Below are 25,341 nucleotides of genomic sequence, written 5' to 3'. Positions count from 1 at the left end.
GCCCCGCAGCAGGGGATCGGTGAGCGGAGCCCCGACCGGAGTTATTTCCCGTTCAGGCGGCAGGTCAGCATGGCGGCGTGTGCGAGACCGAGAGGCGTGCGTTGCGACACGCGCGCCGACGGACGTCGATGCCCGGCTGAAGCGACGATCGCAGGTGTCGGCCCGGCGTTGAACCCGGCAGGGGCGCCGCCTCAGTAGTTGATCGAGATCGCGACATCGTCGCTGTAGGATCCGGGCGGCGGGGTGGCCGGGGCCTTCTTCACCAGTCCGTAAACGGGAATGCTCTGGTTCAGGCCGCTGCCGGTCTGCCCGTCGAGTGTGTCGGATCCGGTGGTGCTTCCCCATGGCACATGGTGCGCCGCGTCTTTGTAGAGACCGTAGGCTATGGTCTCCGTTCCCCCCGTCCGCTTCATCCGACGCTGAGCGGGATCGGTTCCTCCTCCCGACCCCATCCCCAGGGCGACGCTGTAAGGTGTGGTCGCAGTGCATTTGACGGAGATCGCCGCCTGCGCGGCGATGTCGTCGCGGGTCAGGTCCGTCGTGTTGGGAAACCCGAGATCGGACGACCCGACGGAGCAACCGCCCGCCAGCGTCTCGTTAACACTGAAACTGGCGCTCCCCGAGTAACCCAGAGCCAGGGTGAGAGCGCATCCGCCAACATTCACGCTGATCGTGCCGTATACGAATGGCGTGTCGGCGGCACCGAAACTGGACGTATAGTTTCCGACCGGCAGGTTCTGGTTCCCGGCCACCCGACCGTAGATCGTGGCGTCCGCCGTGGCGCTTCCCGATGTCGGAACGGACAAGATCAGCAGCGGCGGCACACCCACCGATGCATTCCCTCCGCTCCCCCAGATCTGCGTACGAGCCTGGTCGGTAAAAAGCTCATAGCTGAGCCTCGACGTGCCGTTCGCCATGCCTCGATCGCTGGCGGTCGCACCGCCGGAGCCAGCCCCCAGATAGGGGCAGATCGCCACCGAGAGAGGACCAAGATAAACCGGTCCTTTTTGCGAGCAGGAGACGTGGAGCTTACCGGTCGTATCCACGGCGCTCTGTGAAAATGCCGACATCTCGGGAAAGACGATCCCGCCCGGCACGGTGAAACTGCAACTTACCGTCTGCGCGCCCGCGACGCCACAGCAGGCGCCGAACAGCAGGAGAAGCGAAACGATCAAAGCACGCATGGCGGCGGCTCCGTTCATGATGAAGGCAGGCAGGCGACAGGGCCGATGACCACCTGCCGACCGGGATCGGGTTTGAAGGGGAAGGAAGCCGCGCAGCTCGTGCCGTCATCCAGTGTCACCGTGAGGTGGTTCCGAGCGCCCAGGCCGGAGAGATAGGCCTGGCCGTCATAGCCGATGACGAAAGCTTCGCCGTCGTTGAGTTGCCCGCCGAGCCCGGGCGGGAGCAGCGTACCGTTCCTGTCGGAGATGGCGACCACGGCGGACTGCGCCGCCTCCCGGACGCCGAACTTCACGACGGTGCCGCTGCCGGGGCGCGGGGTCACCACCTTCGCGGTTTCGGGGATCGCCGCGTCCACCGGAAGCTTGCGGTTGTCGATGGTGATGCGGTTCGGCTCGTAAGGCACCAGATCCGGCACGAGCAGCGTTCCGCGGCTGTTGGTCGTTCCCGCCTTTCGGCTCTGTGCTGCCACCGGCACGCCGGGCGCTCCGACATCGACGACGGCGAAGGAATCCTCGATAGGCTGGCTCAGGAACAGCTGATGATCTGCTGCGGCGACCGCGCCCGATGCTTCCGCATAGCCGGAAAAGCTGCCCGCATCCTCGCTCACACCGGCCTGGAGCGACGCGACCGAACTCCTGTAGGTTCCGTTGGCATAGGCCTGCTCGGTGCGTCCCTCCTGACCGCCAACGCGCCAGCCGAACCCGCCGACCTCGTCTTTCGCCGTACGGCTGAGTTCAGCCCGACCCGCGACATCGCCGTCGCCCCCGCTGAGGGACGCGGATGCGTTCATGTCGGAACCCAGCGATATGTCGATGCCGGCCAGAAAGGCGAGATTGTCCTTCTCGCGCTGCCCCTCGCCGCCCCCCGACTGCCCGTAGGAAACCGTGGCCTGGAAGCTCGTCCGTCGCATCAGGCTGCGGCCGTAGGAGAGCCCGAAGGTCTGGTTCCAGATCCCGCCCTCGCTTTCGCTTCGGCCATAGCTTGCGTTCAGCACGGACGGATCGAATCCGAGCGGAATGGAGAGGACGGCCTGCTGTGTGGATCGCGCGGGACGAGCCTGGAGACGCGCCGACCTGTCCATCCGGCTCAGGTCGGAGGCGACGTAGGCCAGATCCTCGTAGGCGCCGAGGCTCTGCTCCGCGCTCAGATGCAGCGCGACGCCGCGGCGGCCAAGATCCAGTGCCGCCCGCGCCTGTCCGCCCGGCCCGTCGCCGGAGAAGCTTGCGCTTCCGCCGAGCGTCGCAACGCCGAACGACCCGAGCAGCACGTCGGCGGCGACCGAGCCGTTCGCGAGCTGCGCATCGCCCTCCGCGTGGCCTTCGAGCGTCAGCTTATCTGAGACGCCGTAGCGGGCGCTGGCGGAACCTGCGAAATCGTCGTCATAGTCGAAGGAGGAGATGCCGTAGGAGCGCCGGGGAAATCCTGCCTCGGCGGAGAAGTCCAGACGGCCCTCGGCCAGCAGCTTGGAGGAAACGAAGAAGGGCACCTCGGTCACCGTCGTCCGGCCGAGAAGATCATGGACCACCATGCGTGCCGTCCCGGCTCCGTTCACCGCCGGAACGCTGGCGATCGTGAACGGGCCGGCGAGCACATCCCCGGAATAGCTCTTCACGTCGTTGGTGTAGACGTCGACGGCCGATGGCACGGCCGCGCTGCCTGACACGCTGGGAAGAGCCATCGTGACGAGATCCGGCCGGGATGCGAAATCCCGCTCCACCTGAACGCCGCCCAGCCGAACGGGACGGGTCCAGGAGAGCCCGGACGAGATGAAGTCGCCGGCCCGGTCCGTCATCAGATGCGCGGGATCGGGATAGGTCCAGGTCGTGTCGGTGCGGATCAGATCCGCGCGGCCGCCGGACGAAGCGAGCACGCCCGTGGAAAAGACGCCATAGGGGCTGAACACCTTTCCTTCGAACGCGCCGGAGACGCGCTCGCTCTTCCAGTCGAACCCTCCGGTGCCGGAGGTCGCGGCGATCACGTCATAGTTCAGAACGGCGGCGAGAGCGGATCGGTCCGGGACCTGTCCTGCCTTCCGGCCGCTCGCATCGACGAGGCGCGCGGTCCGGTTGGCCTCGCCGGTTCTCAGATCGACGCTCTGCGAAGCCTCGTCGTAGGCGACCGTCACTCCCGGCACGCGGGACAGATCGACCCGGCCGTCTTCGGTCATCGTGCCCTCCCCCGCTTTCACGTGGAGCTCGGACAGTTCCTCCGGAGTGATCGTGAGATGTCCGTCCGCCGTTCGGCGGAAAGCTGCGATCAGGTTCGTGGTTTGCCCGTTGACGGTCACGGCAAGATACAGATCCTCCGCCGTTGGAGCTGACCCATTCGCCTCGGGAAGGGTCTGCGCAGAGGCCCGGTCCAGGAGGCAGCAGAGAAGCAGCAGGCTCCGGAGAAACGCGCCGGATCTAAGGGGCGCCTGAAGCAGACGCATCCTTTCCTCCAGACCTGCCCGTCCTTACGTGCAAGCTTCCCCCGCCGGCCTTGCCGCGCAGCGTCCAGTGACGTGTCGCCCCGGCAAGCACGTAGCCCGCCAGGCCCCGACGTTCCGCCACGACGTGGCCGCCGCCGTCCTCCACCGAGAGATCCACGATGCGTGCTCTTTTGGTGCCGGTATTGATGGCCGTGACCGCAATTCCTCCACCCGCACGCGTCGCGGTCCACTTCACGTCGGCAGCGCCCGTATCGGGACCGAAGAAGACGGGGACCGAGTAGCGGACGAGAAGCGACACCGTGCCTGCGCGACGGCGGCCCGGATCCGGCAGTTCGTCGACAAGGAGCCTGTAGCTTTCCTCGGACGTGGCGGGCTGCTTGGCGAGGCGCACGATCCGCACCTGGTAATCGGCTCCCGGCTGAAGCCGGACCAAAGGCGGGCTGGCGACAACATCCCTTGTCGGATCGACCCGGTCCTCGCCGTTCTGCTGGGTCCAGCGAAAGACCCGCACCTGAACGGCGATCGGATCCTGCCCGCTCGTCCGCAATGTCACCGACGCCGTGGTGGCGGGGGCCTGCAGGTCGAGCAGGACGGGACTGATGCTCATGCCCGCCGCATGCGCCACGCCGAACGAGGCAAGGGAGGCAAGGGCCGCTGACACGGCCCCCGCCATTGCGCTCACGAAGGCCCGGCGCATCAGTAGGCGACGGAGATCGTGACGGTGTCCGAATACGAACCCAGCGCCGGAAGCGACTGGGCGGGCACCTGGCCGTAGACCGTGAAGCTCGACGTCCCGGCGCCGGACATCATTTGCGATGATCCGGTCCCGTCACCCCAGACCGCTGAGCGGGACGCATCGGAAAACAGGCCATAGCTGACCTGATGCGCCCCATCGGTGCCGCCCAGCTTCATGTAGCGCTGGGTCACCGCGGCGCCGGCCCCCTGCCCCGGATCAAGGGCTATCGTGTAAGCGCCAGTATTGGCGCAGTTGACCGCGATAGTGGCTTGAGCGTTTCTCTCGCTGCTCAGGTCATGAACGCTGCCGAAATCAAGGTCGGCATCGCCGACCGTGCAGGATTCCTCCACCGTCATATGCACGTGAAGGTTGCTCTGGGCGGTCGTGGCGGCCTGAGCCGACCAGCTTAGAACGCACGCGCAAGCCCCGATATAAGCAATTTTACTTACACTTCTACGCATCTTTCCCTCACCGAAAGATTCTATGACCCTCTATAGTACAATTCCCACACGCGCATAAGTGCTATTTTCAACCTTAGATGGTTATTGAAGAACGGTGGCACGAGCGGCAGCACGAGACGACCAGTGCAGCGCCGTGAGCACGGCTCGGGGAAAATCACCCGCGGTGCGGAGAACATGGCGATGCACGCGCTCGCCCTCCGGCCATAACGGGCCTTCCGGATATCGAGGGATAGGCGGAGGGGTACAGGAAGCTGAACGGCATGGCCGAGGTTTGCCGCTCGGGCAGCCGCGAAGGAGCACGAGCGCGCTCAGTCCCCTTCGCCCGGACAGACGAATTGTCATGGGATCTCCGGCATCCCGAGGAGCGAAGGCTGCGAGATTTTTCCGACGAAAGGAGGCATGCGGAACGGCGGCTCCGGAAGCGCGGAGAGGATCGCGCCATACGCGGCATCCGGCCAGTCCTGTGCCGACCGGCCCCGCTCGTCAGGGTCGGCTTGCCGCTGCCCCGCCCCGGCGAGACAGAGGGCGTCGCCCAGGGTCCCGGCGTTTTCCCTCTCGCGGGTTGCGGGTTTGGCAGCGCCGACGACAATTCCGCGCCGTCCGCTCCGGGGCGAATGAACGGTCGGGGCAAGACTGGATTCCGGGGCGGTTGCCCTACCCCTCAGAGCAAAGACAGGTCGCGATTGAGGAGATCGGTTACCAGCATGTGGCCGGGAGCATGCGTGATGCAGAAATCGGGACGGGCATGAGCGATCACGGATTGCGGGGTGACGCCGCAGGCCCAGAAGACGGGCATTTCGCCCTCGCGGATGCTGACGGGATCGCCGTAATCGGGCTTGGCGATATCGTCGATGCCGATCATCGCGGGATCGCCGAGGTGAACCGGGGCACCGTGGACGGCTGGCAACAGCGAGGTGACCTGCACGGCCCGGATCGCCTGCGCCGGCAGGAGCGGGCGCATCGAGACGACCAGAGGCCCGGCGAAGGGACCCGCCGGCTGCGTCTGGATAGAGGTGCGGTACATCGGGACGTTGCAGCCCTGCTCGATGTGGCGCACCGGCAGCCCGGCCGCCAGCATCGCGTCCTCGAAGGAAAACGAACATCCGATCGCGAAGGTGACGAGATCGTCTCGCCAGTACGGCTCCAGGTCGGTCGGCTCCGCCACCAGATCGCCGTTCTCCCAGACGCGGTAGCGTGGGACATCCCTGCGGATATCCAGATCCTCGGCCAGCACCGGCAGCATCGGATCGCCCGCTTCGGAGACGCCGACCAGCGGGCAGGGCTTGGGATTGCGCTGGCAGAACAGCAGGAAATCGCCTGCCAGATCCCTGGGCAGGATCGCCAGATTGGCCTGCACGAAACCGGGCGCGAGATTGGCCGTGGGGCCGGTGAGCGCGCCCGAGCGGGCCAGCAGCCTGACCTCGCGGGCGGCGGTGGCGTTATGACGGTTCACTATTGCTCCGCTCCTCCTATCCCCGCCCGGCTATCCCCGCCCGGCTATCCCCATTGGGCCGCCAACACCCGCTCCACCGCCTGCCCGACGGCGATTACCTTCCGATCGGCATTTGCCGGACCTGCGATCATCAGGCCGACCGGGGCCATCCCCGGCGCATGGCAGGGCACGGAGAGGGCGCAGCCGTCGAGGAAGTTGATGAAGGTCGGATTGCGCAGGTTCAGGCCGTTGGTCCTGGTGTAGGCCTCGTCGTCGTCCCGCAGCGCGGCGACCGGCGGCGCGATCAACGGCACCGTCGGCATGAGTACGGCGTCGAAGCCGGCGATGCGGTTTTCCACCGCCGCGATCCAGGCCGCCCGGGCCTCGATCAAGTCCAGATACTCGGCCGCAGACATGCTTCCGCCCGGCCGTATCCGCGAGAGCACGCGGGGATCGTAGCGGTCGGCCGCCTTTCCTATGAGGTCACGGTGCCAGTGCCAGGCTTCCGCCGCCGCAAAGCTGCCCTTGGCGTTGATCGCCGGCAGATGCGCGAATTCGGGGATCGCGATTTCGCTCACGAGCGCACCCGCATCTCGCAACGCCTTCAGCGCGGTGTGGAAGGCGTCGGCAACCGTCTCGTCCATCCCGTCCAGCACCACGGTGGTGGGAACGGCGATGCGCAGGCCGGTGATGTCGGAAGCGGCCGGGAGCGGCCGGTCGTCGCCCGACAGAACCGCATCCAGAACGGCGCAATCGGCCACGGTGCGGGCGATCGGTCCGACCGAATCCAGCGTGGTGGAAAGCGGCAACGCGCCCTTCGTGGAGACGCGCCGCGCCGTCGGCTTGAAGCCGGCGAGTCCACAGAGCGCGGCCGGAATGCGAACCGAGCCGCCGGTGTCGGACCCGATGCCGGCCACCGCCATGCCATCGCTGACGGAGACGGCCGCGCCGGAGGAAGAGCCGCCGGGAATGCGGCCGGTCTGCCGGTCGAAGGGATTCAGCGGCGTGCCGTAATGCGGATTGATGCCGAGGCCGGAAAAGGCGAACTCGGTCATGTTGCTGCGCCCGACGATCACGGCGCCGGCGGCGATCAGCCGGTCCACGATCTCCGCGTTGGCGGATGCGGGCGCGTTGCCATCGGCCGCGACGGAGCCGGCAAGCGTCACTTCGCCCGCGACATCGAAGAGGTCCTTGATCGAGACCGGCAGGCCATCGATGGGTGAGCGTCGGATGCCCGCCGCGCGCAACGCGTCCGATGCGCTCGCCATGGCGAGCGCCCGATCCCGGTACAGCCGGGTGAAGATGCGCGATCCCTCGCCCGCCGGATCGGCGGCCTTGTCCAGCGCCGCCCGCGTCAGGGCGACGGAGCTCGTCCGGCCCTCGTCCAGTGCCGCGCCGAGTTCCGCGATCGTCGCTTCAGCCAACTCACTCATGGATCACGCAACCTCCGGCAGGATTTCGACAGCGTAGCGATGGCGGATGGTGCGGCCAAGGCGGGGATCGAACAGCTCCATCGAAAAGACCGGAGCGGGGCGGATGCCGCCGATCGCGCCGACAGTGCCGCAGAGCATGCCCGTGCCGTCGGGCAGCGTGCCCGCCCCGCAGAAGCCGGCGATCAGCTCCATCGGCGGCCGCAGCGAGGCGAGCGGGCCTTCCTGGTAGAGCACCTCGCGGCCGCCCTCCTGGATGAAGGAACGGATCACGAGTTCGTCCCAGTGTCCGGCGACATCGGCGAGGCGCCAGGCCTCGCGCGCCACCGGCTTGGCGCAGATCTGCTTGGAGAGCGCCACGCTCTGCGTCTCCAGCTTGCGGTCGGTATGGTCGGAAGCGATGCTGACGAAGAGCTCTCCGCCGGCGGCGAAGACGAAGGTTTCCACCTCGCCGGAGCTTTCGCCGCCCACGACCTGCACGCGCTCGCTTTGCGTCAAGAGGTTCGCCGAGCCGCGATAGAAGAGCGGCACGGCGCTGGGCCGGGGCACGCCGATGGCGAAGAGTTCCTCGATGTGATGCTCGATCGCCGCCATGTCGCGACCCGCCCAGCCGGCAACGACGAGGTTGTCGACCGTGGCGGTGAATGCCGCGCTTTGCCCGTCAGCGATTGTGAATTTCAGTTCCATGTCGATCCTGGAGCATTGAAGGAGAGAATGGTCCTGCCGCTCATCCGAAGGCGTGCGGCAGGAACAGGGCGAGAGCCGGGAAGATGCCGAGCAGGAGCAGCATCACGAACATCGCGAAGACGAAGGGCAGGCTGCCGCTGATGACGGCGCCCATCGACCCGTTCTTGCGCAGGCTCTGCACGACGAAGAGGTTCAGCCCGACCGGCGGCGTGATGAGCGCGGCCTCGACCAAGATGATGATCACGATGCCGAGCCAGATCGGATCGTAGCCGAGCTTGAACATGATGGGCGCCACGATCGGAATCGTGGTGATCATCATGGACAGCGTTTCCATGAAGCAGCCGAGGATCAGGTAGAAGATCACCACGGCGATCAGCATCTCGGTCGGCGTCAGGCCGAGCGACGAGATCGAGCTGGTGATGGCGTCGATCAGGCCCGTCGCCGACATGATGAAGTTAAGGAAGCTCGCGGCGATGATGATCAGCATGATCATCGCGGTGGTCTTCATCGTCCCCTCGATCGCCTCGCGGAGCATGGCGAAGGACAGGCGGCCGAAGCACGCCGCGAGGATCAGCGCACCGAGCACGCCGAGCGCGGCCGCTTCCGTTGGCGTGGCGATGCCCGCATAGATGGAGCCGACCACCAGAAGGAAAATGCCGAGCGGCGGCGCCAGATGCACAAGGCTGCGCAGCCGCTGGCCCCAGGTGGCGTGGATCCGCTCCCCGCCCCAATGCGGCTTCACCACGCAGCCGGCGATGATGGTGAGCATGAAGAGCCCGGCCATCATCAGGCCGGGGATGATCCCGGCCAAATAGAGCTTCGGCACCGATGCGTTCGTCAGCACGCCGTAGATCACGAGGTTCACCGACGGCGGGATCAGGATGCCCAGCGTGCCGCCCGCGGCGAGACTGCCGAGAAACAGCGGCTCGTTGTAGCCGTAGCGCTTGATCTGGGGGATCGCGACGGTTCCGACGGTCGCCGCCGTCGCGACGCTGGAGCCCGACGTCGCCGAAAACAGTGTCGACGCCCCGATATTGGCGTGCATCAGCCCGCCCGGCAGCCAGGAAAGCCACAGGCTCATGGCGCCGTACATGCTTTCCGCGAAGCCGGCCCGCAGCAGCACTTCGCCCAAAAGGATGAAGAGCGGGATGGCGACCATCAGGAATTCGTTGTTGGAACTCCAGGCGAGTTCCCCCATCGCGCGGCTCAGCGGCAGCATCGAATAGAGCGGGTCCAGGATCAGTCCGAGGACGCCGAGCGCCGCGGCGACCGGGATGGAAAGCCCGATCAGCGCCAAAAGCAGGACAAGTGCGGTCGCAATCATGCGGATTCTCCCCTCACCATGCGCTCGCCGGCTTCGGCCTCGTCTTCCGCCTCTTCCCTTGTGGAGCGAACGCCGCAAATCTCGCGGACCGTGTCCAGATCGCCGGTCACCAGCGCCACCGAGGCGCGCAGCAGCATGAGGGCGAGGATCAGGCACATGAAGAGCAGGCCCAGGAACCAGAGCCCCTGCGGGATATAAAGCGGCGTGGCCAGCGGCGTGTTGGCGGTCGAGTGCTGATCCCAGGATGCCTGTACGACACCCAGCGCATAGTAGGTGAGGAACGCCATGAAGACGCCCATGGCGACCAGCGAGAGCCAGTCGAGAACGGCCGACAGGCGGACCGGGAGACGTTGATAAAGCACGTCCACGCGCACATTCGCCCGCTGCAGGGTGGCGAAGGCGAGCGACCACGATGTGCTGATGGCGAAGGCGTAGCTCGACAGTTCGTCGGCCGCTCCGGTATTGCGACCGAGGAACTTGCGGGCCAGCACGTCCACCGAGATCAGGAGGACGCTGGCGAGAGTGAGGGCGCCGCTGAACCAGACGGCATAGCGGGCTAGCGCCTCGGCTCGGCGCGACAGCGCGGCCAGGCGGAGGACTGGGGCGGAGGATGGCATCGGGAAATCCCTGACGGCGGCGTTTCGAGGGGCGAGCGTCGAGGCGGTTCATGCCGGGGGACGGAGCTCCCCCGGCATCGTCGGGTTACTTCTTCGCGGTCACGCCCAGGGTCTTGCCCACGGTCGCGTCGAAGCTCTCCACGCATTCCGCCGAGCAACGCGCCGCCCATTTCGGCAGGATCTGCTCCTGCAGCACCGTCTTCAGCAGGGCCCGGTCGGCCTCGCTCGGCTCCACCAGAACCATCTTGCCCTTCACGTCGAGGGGACAGGCGGCAGCGCCGGTGTTGCAGTCGTAGCCTTCCTGCGTCTGCTTGGCGGCGGCATCCCAGATGTCGTTCACCATCTTGTCGATGTTGGTCTGCAGGAAAGCCTGCACCTTGGGATCGAGCTTGTCCCAGGTCTTCTGGTTCACCGCATGGATCTGCTGGTTCCAGTTGATCGGCAGGGCCATGAGATGGGTAGAAACCTCGTACCACTTGGCCGAATAGCCGGAGAGCGAACCGGTGATGGCGCAGTCCACGACCTTGTTCTGGAGCGCCGGCACCACTTCGCCGAAGGCCATGGTAACGCTGGAGCCGCCGAAGGCGTCCACGAACTCGGCCTGCGTGCGGCTGGAGGTGCGGACCTTCTTGCCCTTCAGGTCGGCGAGCCCCTTGATGTCCGCGTTGCAGAACAGGACCTGCGCCGGATAGGTGGAAATGCCGAGAAGCTTGACGTTGGAGCCTTCGCCGTAGGTCTTGGCCAGGACCGGCTCGAAAGCGTCCGTGACTTCGCGGGCGGTCTTCGCGTCGGGCGACAGGCCGGCGAGATCGATGGCCTCGTTGATCGGGTTGTCGCTGGCGAAATATGACAGGGTCGCCGTGCCGAACTCGATGACGCCCTGCGACATCAGACGCAGGATCTCAGGCCCCTTCAGGCCCATCTCGTTGAAGCCGCGGATCTGCGCGGTCACCTGGCCATGGGACAGGTCCGGCACGGTCTTGGTCCAGAACGGCTTTTCGTAATCCTGATAGGCGGTCAGGTTGCTCAGGCCGCCCACGACCTTGAGCTGGGTCTTCGGAAGCTCCTGTGCTGCGGCAACGGTGCTGCCCGCAAGCAATGCGGCAAAGGCCAGCGCGACGGTTTTCATCTGTTCTCCTCTTCGTCTCGCCCTCGCCTCGCCGCTTGTGACCACGGCTACGGACATGTCCGAAGGTCGAGGGCGCGATCATTTCGGGATCATCCGCCTCGTTTGGAGGCCTGACTACCCTTTGGGCATTCCTCATTGGGAATGAACGTGCGTCCAGCGTCCAATCGTAACTTTGCATGCGGGCTATAAGCGCGGCTTATCGCTGCCCAGAGCGTCGTTGCGGGCGACCGTCTGCGCGATCTGCGCGATCAGGCGAGGCGCCGGACCTTGCGGTCCGTCGAGCCAGGTCGCCGTGAAGCTCAGGTCCGGCAAGGGATCCGCCTCGACCTCGACGATCCTGAGTTCACCCCGCTGCAGTTCCTTGTCGAGGAAAACGGGCGCGATCACGCTTGTGCCGATGCCGTCCATCGTCATCCGCACGATCATGGAAAGCGAGGCGCTGCCGTACATGCGCGGCGAAGCGACCCCCGCTCGCATCAGCATATCGCGCACCACGCGATACGGCCTGCTGCGGGAAGGATAGGTGACGATCGGAAACCGCGCGATCCGGTCGAGCGTGAGCGGCTCCGGCCCGAGATCCAGCGCCGGGCTTGCCACCCAGGCCAGCGGATAGGTGCAGAGCGGCAGGTTCTCCACCCGCGTTTCCAGCACCGGGCCCATCAGGAAAGCCAGGTCGATCTCGCGCGACAGAAGGTGGGATTTCAGCACATGCGTGCTGTCCACCTCGATTTCCAGCACCAAAGCGGGATAGGCCGCGTGGACCCTTTCGATCAGGCGCGGCAGCCAAGTCTGCACGATGGTTTCCGCAACGCCGATCTTCAGCGTCCCGGCGACCGTGTACTGGTCCCGGGCCGCATCGATCATGTCGCGCCGCGCCATGAGAAGCCGCTCGGCATGGACCAGCAGCTCGTGCCCCTTCGGGGTGAGCTTCACCCCGCGCGCGTCACGCTCGAACAGTCGCACGCCGAGGCTGCTTTCCAGCGAGGCGATGCGCTGCGAGACGGCGGGCTGCGTGGTTCCCAGCCGGTCGGAGGCCGCACGAAGACTGCCCAGCGCGGCCGCCCAGAAGAATGTCTCGATATTCCGCAGGTCGATCATGCCCGGGACTGTGACGCGGAAAGGAAAAACTTTTCAATCCGCATGTACGAAGCCCGGCCCCTCGCACCCGGCTCGTTGCAGCCGGCCCCTCGCACCCGGCCCCTCGCACCCGGCCCCTCGCACCCGGCTCCTTGCAGCCGGCGGCCCTTCGATTGCGGCCCGGAAGCCGCAATCGAATTCGCGCTCCCTCCCCCGTCGGAGGCCGTGAGCTAGCCCAGCCGTTCCACCGCCCGCATGACGCCGCGCAGTTCCGCCAGACCGCGCATGCGGCCGATCAGCGGATAGCCGGGATGCGTCTTGCGGCCAATGTCGGAGAGTAGCTCATGGCCATGGTCGGGCCGCATCGGGATCTGCCAGTCGGACCGGCCCTCGGCCCTGCGCCGCGCCTGCTCGTCCATCAGCACCTTCACCAGCGCCACCATGTCCGTGTCGCCGTCGAGATGATCGGCTTCCTCGAAGGAGCCATCGGCATCCTTCCGCACATTGCGGAGATGGGCGAAATGGATGCGATCGGCGAAGCGCCTCGCGATGGCCGGCACGTCGTTGGCGGGGTTGGCGCCGAGCGAGCCGGCGCAGAGCGTCAGCCCGTTGGCCTGCGAGGGCACCGCGTCGAGGATGAAGGCGATGTCGTCGGCATTGGACACGATGCGGTCGAGCCCGAAGAGCGGGCGCGGCGGATCGTCGGGATGGACGCAGAGGCGTATGCCCACGTCCTCGGCCGTCGGCACCACGGCTTCCAGGAAGCGCACGCAATTGGCGCGGAGATCGTCGCGGGTGACATGATCGTAGCGCGACAGCACGGCGCGTAGCCCGGGCACGTCGTAGCGTTCGTAAGCCCCGGGCAGGCCGGCCATGATGTTGGTCAGCAACCGCGCGCGGTCGGTCTCGGTGGAAGCGTCGAACCACGCTTTCGCGCGCCGCAGCACCTCCGGCGTGTGCTCGGCCTCGGCGCCCGGCCGCTCCAGCATGAAGCAGTCGAAGGCGGCATATTCGTGGATGTTGAAGCGCAGCGACGTTCCGCCGCCCGCCAGCGGCTGGTCGAGGCGGGTGCGCGTCCAGTCCAGCACCGGCATGAAATTGTAGCAGATGATGTGGATGCCGCAGGCGGCGAGGTTCCGCATGGACTGGCGGTAGTTCTCCAGCAGCGGCTCGATATCGCCGTCGCCGAGCTTGATCCGCTCGTGGATCGGCAGGCTTTCCACTACCCTCCATTCCAGCCCAAGCGCCGGATCGGCCGAAATCATCGCCTGCCGCCTGGCGATTTCCTCTTCGGTCCAGACCACGCCATAGGGGATCTGATGCAGGGCGGTGACGATGCCGCGCGCGCCCGTCTGCCGGATTTCGGCAAGGCCGATCGCATCTTCCGGTCCGAACCAGCGCCAGGTCTCTTCCATGTTGTCTCTCTTTGGGATTGCGTCGGGGGATACTGCGATACCGGGATCCGGGGATCCCGGTTAGAAGAACAGGCTCGGAAGCCAGAGCGAAATGGCCGGCACGAACGACACCAGCATCAGCACCAGAATGTTGCAGATCAGGAAGGGACCGATCTCGCGGCTGACCTGACCGAGGGTCACCTTGCCGATATTGCCGGCCACAAAAAGGCAGATGCCGACCGGTGGCGTTGTAAGGCCGATCATTAGGTTGATCACCGCGATCATGGCGAAGTGGATCGGATCGATCCCGACCTTGACCGCCACTGCCAGAAGCGGCGGAAACAGGATGATCAGCGCCGCGATCGTTTCCATGAAGGTGCCGACGATCAGCAGCAGGACGTTGATCAGGAGGATGATCAGGTACTTGTTGGTCGTCAGCGACAGCATCGCATTGGCGATGGTCTGCGGGATCTGCTCGCTGGTCAGGATCCAGCCGAAGACGCTGGCAAGCCCGACCAGAAGGATCAGCGCGCCCGAGCCGATCGCGCTGTCCAGCATGATCCGGGGCAGATCGCGCAGGGTGAAGCCCTTGTAGACAAAAAGGCCGACGATGAAGGCGTAGATGCAGGCGACGATCGAGGCTTCAGTCGGGGTGAAGTAGCCGCCGACGATGCCGAACAGGATGATCGCCGTCATCAGGATCGCCCAGATCGCCGACTTGCCGGAGGAGAGCACCTCGCGGAAACCCTTCCACTCCCCCTTCGGATAGTTGCGGATGCGGGCGACGATGTAGACCGTCAGCATCATGCCGAGCCCCATCAGGAGACCGGGAACCGCGCCGGCCATGAACATGCGGCCCACGGAAAGACCCGTCAGCGTGCCGACGATGATCATGGGAACGCTGGGCGGGATGATGGGTCCGACGGTGGAGGCGGCGGCCGTGGTCGCGGCGGAAAAGGCCGCGCCGTACCCCGCCTTCTTCATGGCGGGGATCATGACCGCGCCGATGGAGGCGGTTTCCGCCACCGCCGTGCCGGAGATGCCGGCGAAGATCATCGAGCCCGTTACGTTGGCAAGGCCCAGCCCGCCGCGGATGTGACCGAAGAGCGAATTGCCGAAGCGGACGATCTGGTCGGTGATGCCGCCGCCATTCATCAGGTTGCCGGCCAGTACGAAGCCCGGGATGCAGAGCAGCACGAAGCTGTCCATGCCGGAATACAGGAACTGGGCCACCACGGTCAGGTCGATGCCGGCCAGCCAGAGATAGACGACGGAGGAAACTCCCAGCGTCACCGCGACGGGAACGCCGAGAAGCAGGCAGACGACGAAGGTGCCGAAAAGCGCCGCGATCAGCATCAGATCATCTCCTCGTGCTGCATCGGCCGGCCGAACCCGAGAAGACGCGCGATGGTGAAGACCGCCAGGGCGACGGGGATGATGAAGATCGTGACGTAGACCAGGGTCATCGGCATGTCGAAGGACCGCGCCCGCTCGCCGACGCTGTTGACGACGTAGCCGTAGGCGCCCGGCGCGATCATGATGCAGAACAGCACCACGATGATGTCGACGATCTTGGAAATCACCAGTTGCACCGGCGCCGGAAGCGCGTTGGTGACGAGATCGACGTTGACGAGTTCGCCATAGAGGGCGGCAAGACCGCAGGAAAAGGCGACCAGATAAAGCAGCGCGAAACGGGCGACTTCCTCCGTCCAGGCGGGAGCCGAGATCCCCGGCACGCGCCCGAGCACCTGCACCGTCACCACGCAGATCAGCACCGCGAATGACAGCAGGGTCCCGGCCTTGCAGATGGCCGAAAGCGCGGAGACCACCGCGCCCAGTACCTTTCTCATGATCCGTTTCTCCCCTCCGAAACCGCGCCGTTACCCGGCGTTCTCATGGAGCGCCCGGCACGGCGCCGAACGCTCCTGCCGTGGAGCCTCGCCTATTTGGCGGCCACGATTTCCTTGTAGAGGGGGACGACTTCCGGGTTCAGCGAAGCGAGAACCGCCTGGCTGCCCTTCTCGGCGAAGGCCTTCTTGTCCACTTCGACAAAGGTCATGCCACCCTTCTCCAGCTCGGAGCGGAAGCGCTTTTCGTCCGCCAGGAAAAGCTCGCGCTCATAGTCCTGCGCCACCTTGGCCGCATCGCGCAGCGCCTTCTGCTGGTCGGGCGTCAGCTTCCTCAGCGTGTGCTCGCCCGTCGCCAGATAGATCCAGCTCAGCACGTGATCGGTGAGATTCGTATACTTCTGAACCTCGTTGAAGCTCGCCGAGCGGATCAGCGCCAGCGGGTTCTCCTGCGCGTCGATCACATGGCTCTGCAGCGCGGTGAAGACTTCGGAGAAGGCCATCGGGGTCGGCTTGGCGCCCAGCGCCGTCCAGAAGGACACGAAGAGCGGCACGTTCGGCACGCGCATCTTCAGGCCCGCGAGATCGGCGGGCGTCTTGATCGGCGTGTTGGAGGTGAGCTCGCGCGGGCCACGGGCGAACCAGGTCAGCGGCACCAGCTTGGCCTTGTCCCGGACGGCGGCGGCGATCTTCTCCCCGATCGGGCCGTCCACGACGGTCTTCATCTGGTCGAGGTCGCGGATGGCGTAGGGGGTCGCGAGAAGCGAGGCGTAGGGCGTCCAGTTCTGCAGCGACTCACCCGTGATGGTGAAATCCACCGTGCCGAGCTGGATCCCCTTGATGAGATCGGTTTCCTTGCCGAGCTGCTCGTTCGGGAAGACCTGCACCTCGACTTCGCCGTTGGTGCGGTTCTTCACCTCCTCGGCGAATTTCAGCGAGGCCTTGTGCCAGCTGTTCTCCTCGTTGGCGAGGTGACCGAGCTTCAGCGTCCGGCCCGCCGCACGAGCCGGACGGATGATCGCCGGGGCAAACCCGGCCGCGACGGCGCCGCCGACGAACGTGCGGCGCGAGATCGGAAAGTCCTTCATTCGTCTTCCTCCCTGTTATGTCCGGGGCCTTGTGGACCCGGTTCTTCTGGTCGCTCAGTTGAAGGCGAGTTGGACCTTCACCGTGCGGTCCGGCGCTGCCTCGATCAGGTCGAAGGCAGCCTTCGCGTCTTCAGCGCGATAGGTCTGGGTGATCATGGCCGCGGGCTTGAGGAGCCCGTCTTCCAGCCAGCCGACCACCTCCGGCAGCAGCTTGCGGTTCAGGCGCGAGCCGAACAGCGTCAGCTCCTTTTTCACGATCTCCTGCTGCGAGACGTTGCAGGGCGCAGGCGAGAAGCCGAGGACGCCGATCCGCCCCGCGGGGCTCGCGACCCGGCAGGCTTCCTCCAGCAGAGCGGGAATGCCTGCCCCGTCGATCACGACCGTGGGGCCGAGCCCCTCCGTCTCGCCCGCCACGCTGGCCGGGATATCGTCGCGCCCCGTCCTAAGGAGCCGGTCGGCCCCGAAGCTCTCCGCGCGGGCGAGCCGCTGCCCATCGGGATCCGCCACGATCACGCGCGCCCCCTTGAGCCTGGCGACCTGCAGGACCGTCAGGCCAACGGTGCCCGCGCCATAGACCAGGACGGTGTCCTCCGGCCCGCATCCGGTCCGCGAAAGGACGTTGGCCGCGATCGAGAACGGTTCGGCCAGCGCCGCGATCTCGACCGGCAGCGCCGGGGAAACCCGCACCGCGTTCGCCGCGGGAATGGTGATGTACTCGCGAAAGCCGCCGTCGCGGTGCACGCCCATGACTTCGAGATTGGCGCAGACATTGGGACGCCCGATCCGGCAGGGATAGCAGTGGCCGCAGGAGACGACGGGATCCACGACGATCTGGTCGCCCTCGGCGAGGCCGGTAACGCCCTCGCCCACGCCATCCACCGTTCCGGCGAATTCGTGACCGATCACGCGCGGATATTTCGCGAAGGGATTGGCGCCGTGAAGGATGTGCATGTCGGATCCGCAGATGCCGCCACGCTGCACGCGAAGCCTGATCTCCCCCGGCCCGGGCTCGGTCGGCTCGCAGGAAAGAAGCTGAAGGTGATGCGGCTCGCGGATGGAGACAGCGCTCATCGGTTCATTTCCTCGGCCCAACTCTTGCGAGTTCTCTCGATTTCGCGAGATCTTTTGACCGCTGTAGCACTACCATGGTAGTGCGTCAATTGCGTGATATGACAGGCACTGGAGTGGTAATCGAGCGCCTTTCGTGCGAGACGCGCGACGACGACCAAGGGTGAAGAGCGTGCAGAGAGCGTCCCTCGATCTGCCCATCGACTTGAAGCTGCCGATCACCGGCCAGGTGCACGCCTGGTTGCGGGACGCGATCCTGACGATGCGACTCCAGCCCAAGGAAGCGCTCAGCGAGAAGGAGCTCTCCCTGCGCATAGGGGTCAGCCGAACCCCCGTCAGGGAGGCGCTGATCCGGCTGGCCGACGAGGGCCTGGTCGACATCTTCCCGCAACGGGGCACGTTTGTTTCGCCGATCCGGCTGGCGGAGGTCATGGAAGCCCGCTTCCTGCGCGAGGCGCTGGAAACGGCGATCGCCGCGCGACTGGCCGAGGAGCCGGAGACCGCGTCGGTGCGGGTGCTGCAGGGCTTTCTCGCCCAACAGGCCGAGGCGATCGTGGCCGGCGACGCCGCCCGCTTCATGGTCCTCGACGAGGCATTCCACCGCGCGATCAGCGACAGCGTGTCCATGCCGCGCGCATGGAAGGTGATCCAGAGCGTCAAGGGCCAGCTCGACCGCGTCCGCTATCTCAGCCTGCCGTCGCCCGATCATCTGCATATCCTGATCGAGCAGCACACCGATATCGTCGACGCGATCCGCCTGGGCGACCCGACCCTCGCGGGACAGGCCATGAAGGTTCACCTGGAGGAGGTCTTCAAGACGATCCAGGTGCTGCTAAGGGAAAAGCCGGAACTGTTTTCCTGAAGAGCCGTCGCGAGTTCGATCCGTCAACACGGTGGGGCCGGTCACCTCAGACGAACCGTCCATCCGTTCCGGCTTCAGGTGTGGCGATAGACGGACCACTTCAGGTACTTGCCGAGCGCCAGATGGGCGCCCCCCCCCCGACGACCAGCGCTCAGACCGCGAAGGGGCACACCGACGGAACTGCCGGTGCCGAGCAGGGAAAGCCGATATCGCCGAGACCGTCCGCGCCCAAGAGGTTGGGAAACGTGCGCCATGAAGGAGAGCATGACCTCGCTGCGCACGACATAGAGCATGCCCAACGCGGCGACGAAGAGCACTCCCTTGAGCTGGCGATCAGCACGATCTCCGGCACGTGAACCAGATGGTGTAGCCGAGCGGCCAAGTCGATAGAGGATCAGCGTCCGCCACCATGTTGGACAGGCGACGATGGAGCCGACGGGAAAATCGATGCCGCCGGCGATGATCACGAAAGTCATGCCGATCGCGAGAACTTCCTACAGCGCACGTGCTGATCTTGAACGAGAGCGTGCTGGGTGCCGTCGCGGCGGGAGAGTTTGCTGGGAAGTGAGCCATTCGACATTACGAGGATGCGGTCCGCCAGCGTCATGATCTCGTCGAGGTCGGAGGTGATGAAGGCAATGGCGAGCCCTCTCTTCCATGCTTCGCCGCCTTCGACGTGTGGCCGATACCGGGATTGAAGCAGTTGCACGGGTCGAGATTGCGGTAGTGCTCGCGAAGCGCCGGCTTGGCGACGTACATGTGGCCGACATTGTGCTCGGCCGGGTATTCGGCGCCGCGCTCGTCCAGCAGCTTCCACATCTCATGTTCCAGGGCCATGCAGTCATTGCCCTTCTTCACGATGTAGTCCTGGTGGAACACGTGGCAGAGGAAGTGGCCGTAATAGAGCTTGAGGATCATCCGATCATCGATCTCGGGCGGCAATGTTTCCAGCCAGTCGCGTTCGTTGCGCGGCAGGGCGATGTCCAATGCGAGGATATCCTCGACGCTGCCGGTATGGATCGCGCGGTAGCGGTTGGCGGCCATGGCCGCCGCAAAGCGGTGCAGGAACGCCTTGCCGCCTTCGTCGGGCGTGCATTCGAAAAACGCGCCGGTCGCCGTCTCGCAGTAGCGCATCAGGAAGCGACGCGCCTCCTCCGCCCCTTCCTCGCTGACCTTCAGCAGCAGATGGTGCTCGAACCGCCTGTCGTAATCCCTCATCCGGGGCGGCAGATGACTCGGGAAAAGTCGGCTTGCCGCCTGCATCATACGGTCGGTGAGATGCCGGGGCAGAAACGGTATCCGGTCGAGAATGGCGTCGCAGCGTGCCTTGGCCGCGAAGAGGCCGGGCAGCCGCGCGGTGCCGAGATGACGCACCATCAGGAAGGTGTCCTTGCCGTAGGTTTCGGCCACCCGGAACGCATCCCGGTGCAGGTATTCGCCCGAAATCGGCAGGTGCTCGAATTCGCCGAGGACGGCCCTTCTGATGTCGGTGAGTTCCTCGGTCCGGTTGGTGCCGATGTAGAAAACCCTGGCGTTCCTCGCGATGGGGAACGTATCCAGCCGCAGGGCGAAGACCATAACCTTGCCGGCTGACCCCGACGATTCGAAGAGGCGGCCCGGATCCGCGTTGAAGCGCGCGGGCGTCGCCGCCTCGATCTCGCGCACGTGCCGGACATAGCCATGATCGTGGCCCGCCCCCGCATCGCGCAGCACGTCGCCTTCCGAGAACGTGCCGTTGTCCAGCCGGCCGAGGACTTCCTCCTCCGAGCCGTCCAGCCGGATGCCCAAGTGATTTACGAGGTGCAGGTGCCCCGCTTCGTCCACCCGCGCGAAGACGGACATCTCGGTGTAGGCCGGCCCGCGCTGCACCAGCGAGCCGCCGGAATTGTTGCAGACGCCGCCAAAGACCGACGCGCCGATGCAGGAGGAGCCGATCACCGAATGCGGCTCGCGCCCGAGCGGCAGCAATTCGCGCTCAAGCTGGTCCAGCGTGGCGCCGGGCAGGCAGACGACCTGCTCGCCGCCCTCGATGACGTGGATCGTCTTCATCCGCGACATGCTGACGATGACGAGATCGCGGTCGTAATCGTTACCATCCGGGGTCGAGCCCCCCGTCAGGCCGGTGTTGGAGGCCTGCGCGATGACGATCACGTTCGCCTCGATGCAGGCCTTCAGCACCCGCCATTGCTCCACGAGCGAACCGGGCCGCACCACCGCCAGTGCGCGGCCGAAGCCGAAGCGAAATCCCGTCCGATAGCGACGCGTCGCGCTTTCCTCCGTCAGGACATGCTTCCTGCCGACGATGGATCGCAGATCCGAAATGAGTCGGTTTCGGTCGTTCCGCGATCCGACCGAGGCCGCCGCGGGCCATTCGGAAGCTGCAAGCATGGGGTTTTCTCCGGACATCGGGACTTCGGCGGTCACGGCAGGTTCTCGCGCAGGATGATCTCCGTTTGCAGCGGTTCCACGCCCTGCAACGGGTCGGCGCCGCCACGGATATTGGCAAAGATCGCCCCGCAGGCGGCAATCGTCCGCGATGGATTCTGGGTGATCACCGCATCCATCGTGCCGTCGAGAAGAAGGCCGCGCGTGTTCAGCGTCAGTCCGTGGCCGACAAAGACGATCTCACGGTCGCGCGAGGCTTCCTTCAGCGCCTTGGCCACGCCTTCCGGCGCGCCGCCGATATTGTAGATGCCGTCGAGATCCGGATATTGCCCGATCAGCGTCCGGGTATGGCGATAGTTACGGGCTTCCTCGTCCAGACCTTCGCGGAGGCCCACCACCTGCACCTCCGGTGCCATCTCCTCCAGGAAGTGGAGAAAGCCCATCTCGCGCTCCTCATGCGCCCGATAGCTGCGCGAGCCCGCGATCATGGCGACCGTCGCGGGCCGCCGCCCGATGAAGCGGGACAGGAGCGAGGCGGCGGTGCGCCCGGCGGAACGGTTCTCCAGCCCGAGATAGGCGGCGCGGCGGGAATTCGCGATGTCGGAGATCAGCGTGACGGCCGGCACCCCGCGTTCCGCCAGATCGTTCACGGCCTCGCGAACTGCCGGATGCTCGATCGCCATGAAGGCGATCCCATCGGCGTTCCGGCCCTGCTCCCTTAATTGTCGGGCGAGAAGATCCGGGTTGAAGCTTTCGACGAACTCGACCTTGGCCCTGACGTCCGAGCGGGCCATCGTCTCCCCCGCCGCCACGATGGAGCGGCCCAGCATCGACAGAAAGCGGTTGCTGCCGGCGGGCAGCAGGAAGGTGACCCGGATCGGCTTGCCCGGCCTGGCCGCCTCGATCTCCGATTCCGGGATATAGCCGAGTTCGACGGCGGCCTTGAGCACGCGGTTGACCGTGGCCGGCCGCACGCCGGGGCGCCGGTTGAGAACGCGATCGACCGTGGCGGGCGATACCGCGGCACGCTCGGCCACGTCGCTCACGCTGGCAAGCTGCGTGCGGCGGGAGCGCTTACCCGATGCATCGTCACCCTGCTGCTGCATCCATCAATCCATCAAAAGCCATCATCGATTAGGTTTGACACTGCCCCATCGGCCTACCTAGTGTCCAGCCCAAGGAAATAGCGACGCCATCAAGTCGCATCAAAATTCGGGAGGTTCCATGATGTCGATTTCGCGCCGGACCGTGCTCAGGTCCATGGCTGCAGCGCCCGCCGCGGCGTTTACCTTCGGCCTGCCCGGCATCGCCAGAGCCGCCGAGTTCGACCTCAAATACGGTCACAACCTGCCCGTAACGCATCCGCTGCACATCCGCGCGCAGGAAGCCGCCGATCGCGTCGCCAAGGAATCCAACGGCCGCGTCCGGATCCAGATCTTCCCGAACAACCAGCTTGGCGGCGACACCGACATGCTGGCGCAGGTGCGCTCCGGCGGCATCACGATGTTCACGCCTTCCGCGCTCGTGATAGCCACTCTGGTACCGGTCGCGGCCATCAGCGCCGTCGGCTTCGCCTTCGCCAATTACGATCAGGTCTGGGGCGCGATGGACGGCAAGGTCGGCTCCTTCGTCCGCGCCGCGATCGCCAAGGCCAACCTCTTCACCTTCGAAAAGGTGTGGGACAACGGCTTCCGGCAGATGACGACCAGCGGCAAGCCGATCGAGACGGCCGCCGACATGAGCGGCCTCAAGATCCGCGTGCCGGTCAGCCCGCTTTCGATCTCCATGTTCAAGGGCCTCGGCGCGTCGCCCGCCAGCCTGCAGTTCAGCGAAGTCTATTCCTCGCTCCAAACCAGGATCGTCGACGCGCAGGAGAACCCGCTGCCGATCATCCAGGTGGCGAAGCTCTACGAGGTGCAGAAATCCTGCGCCCTGACAAACCACATCTGGGACGGTTACTGGTTCATCTTCAACGGCCGGACATGGCGCGGGCTTCCGGCCGATCTGCAGACCATCATCCACACCGCCTTCAACGAGGCGGGCACCAAGCAGCGCGAGGACATCAAGGCACTGAACGACACGGTGGTCGCGGACCTCAAGTCCAAGGGGCTGGCCTTCAACTCGCCCGCGCCGGATACCTTCCGCGCCAAGCTGCGGGACGCCGGCTTCTACACGGAGTGGAAGGGCCGCTTCGGCGAAGAGGCCTGGAGCCTGCTGGAAGGCTCGGTCGGAAAGCTCGCCTGATGCTGGCCGACACGGAGGAGGCGGTCCGCGGACCGGATCTGGTCAATGCCGGCAGCCTCGGCGTCGAGAGCGGTGCGGGCTCGACGCCCCGGCGTTCACCACGGCTGCCGATCGTTGAGCGGCTCGACCATTGGCTTCGGCTCCTGGTCGAAGGGGCCGCCGCGGCGCTGGTCGTGGCGGAGATCGTGATCCTCTTTGCCGGCGTCGTCGCGCGCTACGTGTTCCAGAGCCCGCTCGTCTGGTCGGATGAGCTCGCGGGCATCCTGTTCCTGTGGCTTTCCATGCTGGGCGCCGTGGCGGCGCTGCGGCGTGGCGACCACATGCGGATGACAGGGCTGGTGACCCGGGTTCGCCCGGCAACGCGCGCCTTTCTGGAAGCGCTTGCGGTCGCGGCCCCCCTCGCCTTCCTGATCCTGATCCTTCCCGAGGCCATCGACTACGCCAACGAGGAAAGCTTCATCGTCACCCCGGCGCTGGAAATCAGCAATGCCTGGCGGGCGGCTGCCATCCCCACCGGCATCGCACTGATGATGGTTGCGGCGCTGCTCCGGCTTTTCCGCCTGCCCCGGGAAATCGGCTGGCGTCCGGTCATGGGCGCGGTGGTCGTGACGCTGGTTGTGGCCGCCTGCTTCTGGGCGGCGGGCCCCTGGCTCAAGCCTCTCGGCCAGATCAACCTCCTGATCTTCTTTGTCGGGCTGGTCGCGACCTGCGTCTTCACTGGCGTGCCGATCGCCTTCGCCTTCGCGCTCTCCACCTTTGCCTACCTCGCGCTGACAACCTCCACCCCCATGCTGGTGATGGTCGGGCGGCTCGATGAAGGCATGGGCCACCTGATGCTCCTGGCCGTGCCGCTCTTCATCTTCCTGGGCGCGCTGATCGAGATGACGGGCATGGCACGCGCCATGATCCAGTTCCTGGCGAGCATGCTCGGCCATGTGCGCGGCGGCCTCTCCTATGTGCTGATCGCGGCGATGTATCTGGTGTCCGGCATTTCCGGCTCCAAGATCGCCGATATGGCCGCCATCGCGCCAGTGCTCTTCCCGGAAATGCAGAAGCGAGGCGCAAAGCCCGGCGAACTCGTAGCGCTGCTGGCCGCCACAGGCGCGCAGACTGAAACCGTGCCGCCTTCCATCGTGCTGATCACAATCGGCTCGGTCACCGGCGTCTCCATCGCCGCGCTCTTCACCGGCGGCCTCATTCCGGCCTGCGTGCTGGGTGCGATGCTCTGCGCCGTGGTCTGGTGGCGCTACCGGAAAGAGGACCTGAGCGCGATCAGCAAGCCCCGGGCGCGCGAGATCGCCAAGCTCTTCCTCGTGGCCCTGCCCGCGATCCTGCTGCCCTTCGTGATCCGCGCCGCCGTGGTGGAGGGCGTTGCGACGGCAACCGAAGTCTCCACCATCGGCGTGGTCTATTCCGTCGTGATCGGCCTCGTGATCTACCGGCAGTTCGATTGGTCGCGCCTCATGCCGATGCTGATCGACACGGCGGTCCTGACGGGCGCGATCATCATGATCGTGGGCTGCGCCACCGCCATGGCCTGGGGCCTGACACAATCCGGCTTTTCGCAGAACCTGGCGCAGTGGATGGCCGGCATTCCCGGCGGAACCTACGGCTTCCTTGCGGTATCCATCGTGGCCTTCATCATCCTCGGCTCGGTGCTGGAAGGCATCCCGGCCATGGTGCTTTTCGGCCCGCTGCTGTTCCCGATCGCCAAGGCCATCGGCGTCAACGAGGTCCACTATGCCATGGTGGTGATCTTCGCGATGGGCATCGGCCTTTTCGCCCCGCCCTTCGGCGTCGGCTATTATGGCGCCTGCGCCATCAGCCGGATCCATCCCGACGAGGGCCTCCGCCACGTCTGGGGCTACATCGCAGCCCTGCTGGTCGGCCTGTTCCTGGTCGCCGCCGTGCCGTGGTTCTCGACGGGCCTTCTCTGATCCCCTT

At 65.9% G+C, this 25,341-nt stretch carries 22 protein-coding genes; 3 read left to right on the top strand and 19 right to left on the bottom strand.

From position 1 onward, the window contains the following. Window positions 1-191: 191 nt before the first annotated feature. The 16 genes from BMY25_RS03055 to BMY25_RS02980 form a co-directional block, all read right to left on the bottom strand. On the bottom strand, window positions 192-1,184 hold the full coding sequence (locus BMY25_RS03055; RefSeq protein ID WP_177176669.1) for a Csu type fimbrial protein: 993 nt from the start codon (window positions 1,182-1,184) through the stop codon (window positions 192-194). A gap of 14 nt (window positions 1,185-1,198) precedes the next feature. Next, the gene (locus BMY25_RS03050) at window positions 1,199-3,352 is read right to left on the bottom strand and encodes a fimbria/pilus outer membrane usher protein (protein ID WP_177176668.1); all 2,154 of its coding nucleotides are present in this window, start codon (window positions 3,350-3,352) and stop codon (window positions 1,199-1,201) included. A 238-nt stretch (window positions 3,353-3,590) separates the two neighbouring features. Beyond that, window positions 3,591-4,277, bottom strand: coding sequence for a fimbrial biogenesis chaperone (locus tag BMY25_RS03045; protein WP_177176667.1), 687 nt, complete (start codon window positions 4,275-4,277; stop codon window positions 3,591-3,593). A 35-nt stretch (window positions 4,278-4,312) separates the two neighbouring features. Continuing rightward, the gene (locus BMY25_RS03040) at window positions 4,313-4,714 is read right to left on the bottom strand and encodes a spore coat protein U domain-containing protein (protein ID WP_177176666.1); all 402 of its coding nucleotides are present in this window, start codon (window positions 4,712-4,714) and stop codon (window positions 4,313-4,315) included. 760 nt (window positions 4,715-5,474) lie between these two features. Continuing rightward, on the bottom strand, window positions 5,475-6,266 hold the full coding sequence (locus BMY25_RS03035) for a putative hydro-lyase (RefSeq protein WP_255365477.1): 792 nt from the start codon (window positions 6,264-6,266) through the stop codon (window positions 5,475-5,477). 44 nt (window positions 6,267-6,310) lie between these two features. Next, window positions 6,311-7,678 (bottom strand): amidase, encoded by a 1,368-nt coding sequence (locus BMY25_RS03030; protein WP_092495068.1) that lies wholly within the window; start codon window positions 7,676-7,678, stop codon window positions 6,311-6,313. Window positions 7,679-7,681: 3 nt separating this feature from the next. Next, window positions 7,682-8,362: a DUF2848 domain-containing protein gene (locus BMY25_RS03025; protein WP_092495067.1), complete on the bottom strand. Its 681-nt coding sequence runs from the start codon at window positions 8,360-8,362 to the stop codon at window positions 7,682-7,684. 40 nt (window positions 8,363-8,402) lie between these two features. Beyond that, window positions 8,403-9,686 (bottom strand): TRAP transporter large permease, encoded by a 1,284-nt coding sequence (locus tag BMY25_RS03020; protein WP_092495066.1) that lies wholly within the window; start codon window positions 9,684-9,686, stop codon window positions 8,403-8,405. Further along, on the bottom strand, window positions 9,683-10,303 hold the full coding sequence (locus tag BMY25_RS03015; protein WP_092495065.1) for a TRAP transporter small permease subunit: 621 nt from the start codon (window positions 10,301-10,303) through the stop codon (window positions 9,683-9,685). Before BMY25_RS03015 ends, BMY25_RS03020 begins: the two co-directional genes overlap by 4 nt. An 85-nt stretch (window positions 10,304-10,388) precedes the next feature. After that, window positions 10,389-11,432, bottom strand: a complete 1,044-nt coding sequence (locus BMY25_RS03010) for a TRAP transporter substrate-binding protein (protein ID WP_092495064.1) — start codon at window positions 11,430-11,432, stop codon at window positions 10,389-10,391. Window positions 11,433-11,615: 183 nt separating this feature from the next. Then, window positions 11,616-12,530: a LysR family transcriptional regulator gene (locus tag BMY25_RS03005; RefSeq protein ID WP_092495063.1), complete on the bottom strand. Its 915-nt coding sequence runs from the start codon at window positions 12,528-12,530 to the stop codon at window positions 11,616-11,618. A 209-nt stretch (window positions 12,531-12,739) separates the two neighbouring features. Continuing rightward, entirely contained in the window at window positions 12,740-13,924 is a 1,185-nt protein-coding gene (gene uxuA / locus BMY25_RS03000; protein WP_092495062.1) for a mannonate dehydratase, read from the bottom strand. 60 nt (window positions 13,925-13,984) lie between these two features. Further along, a complete protein-coding gene (locus BMY25_RS02995; RefSeq protein WP_092495061.1) occupies window positions 13,985-15,259 on the bottom strand; it encodes a TRAP transporter large permease in 1,275 nt (424 codons plus the stop codon). Next, complete coding sequence (locus tag BMY25_RS02990; protein WP_092495060.1) at window positions 15,259-15,753, bottom strand: TRAP transporter small permease; 495 nt, start codon at window positions 15,751-15,753, stop codon at window positions 15,259-15,261. Before BMY25_RS02990 ends, BMY25_RS02995 begins: the two co-directional genes overlap by 1 nt. 92 nt (window positions 15,754-15,845) lie before the next feature. Beyond that, a complete protein-coding gene (locus BMY25_RS02985) occupies window positions 15,846-16,838 on the bottom strand; it encodes a TRAP transporter substrate-binding protein (RefSeq protein ID WP_092495059.1) in 993 nt (330 codons plus the stop codon). 54 nt (window positions 16,839-16,892) lie between these two features. After that, window positions 16,893-17,909 carry a Zn-dependent oxidoreductase gene (locus BMY25_RS02980; protein WP_092495058.1) on the bottom strand — a complete coding sequence of 339 codons (1,017 nt, stop codon included), beginning with the start codon at window positions 17,907-17,909 and terminating at the stop codon, window positions 16,893-16,895. Window positions 17,910-18,078: 169 nt separating this feature from the next. Between BMY25_RS02980 and BMY25_RS02975 the strand changes: the two genes are divergently transcribed. Next, complete coding sequence (locus tag BMY25_RS02975) at window positions 18,079-18,768, top strand: GntR family transcriptional regulator (protein ID WP_238858122.1); 690 nt, start codon at window positions 18,079-18,081, stop codon at window positions 18,766-18,768. A gap of 74 nt (window positions 18,769-18,842) precedes the next feature. Here BMY25_RS02975 and BMY25_RS20680 read toward each other — a convergent pair whose 3' ends face one another. From BMY25_RS20680 to BMY25_RS02960, 3 genes are all read right to left on the bottom strand, one after another. Further along, on the bottom strand, window positions 18,843-19,244 hold the full coding sequence (locus BMY25_RS20680) for a hypothetical protein (RefSeq protein ID WP_092495056.1): 402 nt from the start codon (window positions 19,242-19,244) through the stop codon (window positions 18,843-18,845). Window positions 19,245-19,371: 127 nt separating this feature from the next. Continuing rightward, the gene (dld, locus tag BMY25_RS02965; RefSeq protein ID WP_092495192.1) at window positions 19,372-21,156 is read right to left on the bottom strand and encodes a D-lactate dehydrogenase; all 1,785 of its coding nucleotides are present in this window, start codon (window positions 21,154-21,156) and stop codon (window positions 19,372-19,374) included. A gap of 32 nt (window positions 21,157-21,188) precedes the next feature. Further along, window positions 21,189-22,259, bottom strand: coding sequence for a LacI family DNA-binding transcriptional regulator (locus tag BMY25_RS02960; RefSeq protein ID WP_092495055.1), 1,071 nt, complete (start codon window positions 22,257-22,259; stop codon window positions 21,189-21,191). 121 nt (window positions 22,260-22,380) lie between these two features. Here BMY25_RS02960 and BMY25_RS02955 point away from each other — a divergent pair, with 121 nt between their 5' ends. Both BMY25_RS02955 and BMY25_RS02950 read left to right on the top strand, forming a co-directional pair. Further along, a complete protein-coding gene (locus BMY25_RS02955) occupies window positions 22,381-23,397 on the top strand; it encodes a TRAP transporter substrate-binding protein (protein WP_238858137.1) in 1,017 nt (338 codons plus the stop codon). Continuing rightward, on the top strand, window positions 23,397-25,334 hold the full coding sequence (locus BMY25_RS02950) for a TRAP transporter large permease (RefSeq protein ID WP_092495053.1): 1,938 nt from the start codon (window positions 23,397-23,399) through the stop codon (window positions 25,332-25,334). Before BMY25_RS02955 ends, BMY25_RS02950 begins: the two co-directional genes overlap by 1 nt. Window positions 25,335-25,341 lie beyond the last annotated feature (7 nt).

Origin of the sequence: Faunimonas pinastri (assembly GCF_900110915.1) — a bacterium.
In the GTDB taxonomy this organism is placed as follows: Bacteria; Pseudomonadota; Alphaproteobacteria; order Rhizobiales; family Afifellaceae; genus Faunimonas; species Faunimonas pinastri.
Note: the sequence above shows the minus strand (reverse complement) of the source record. Positions and strands in the feature narration are given on the sequence as shown.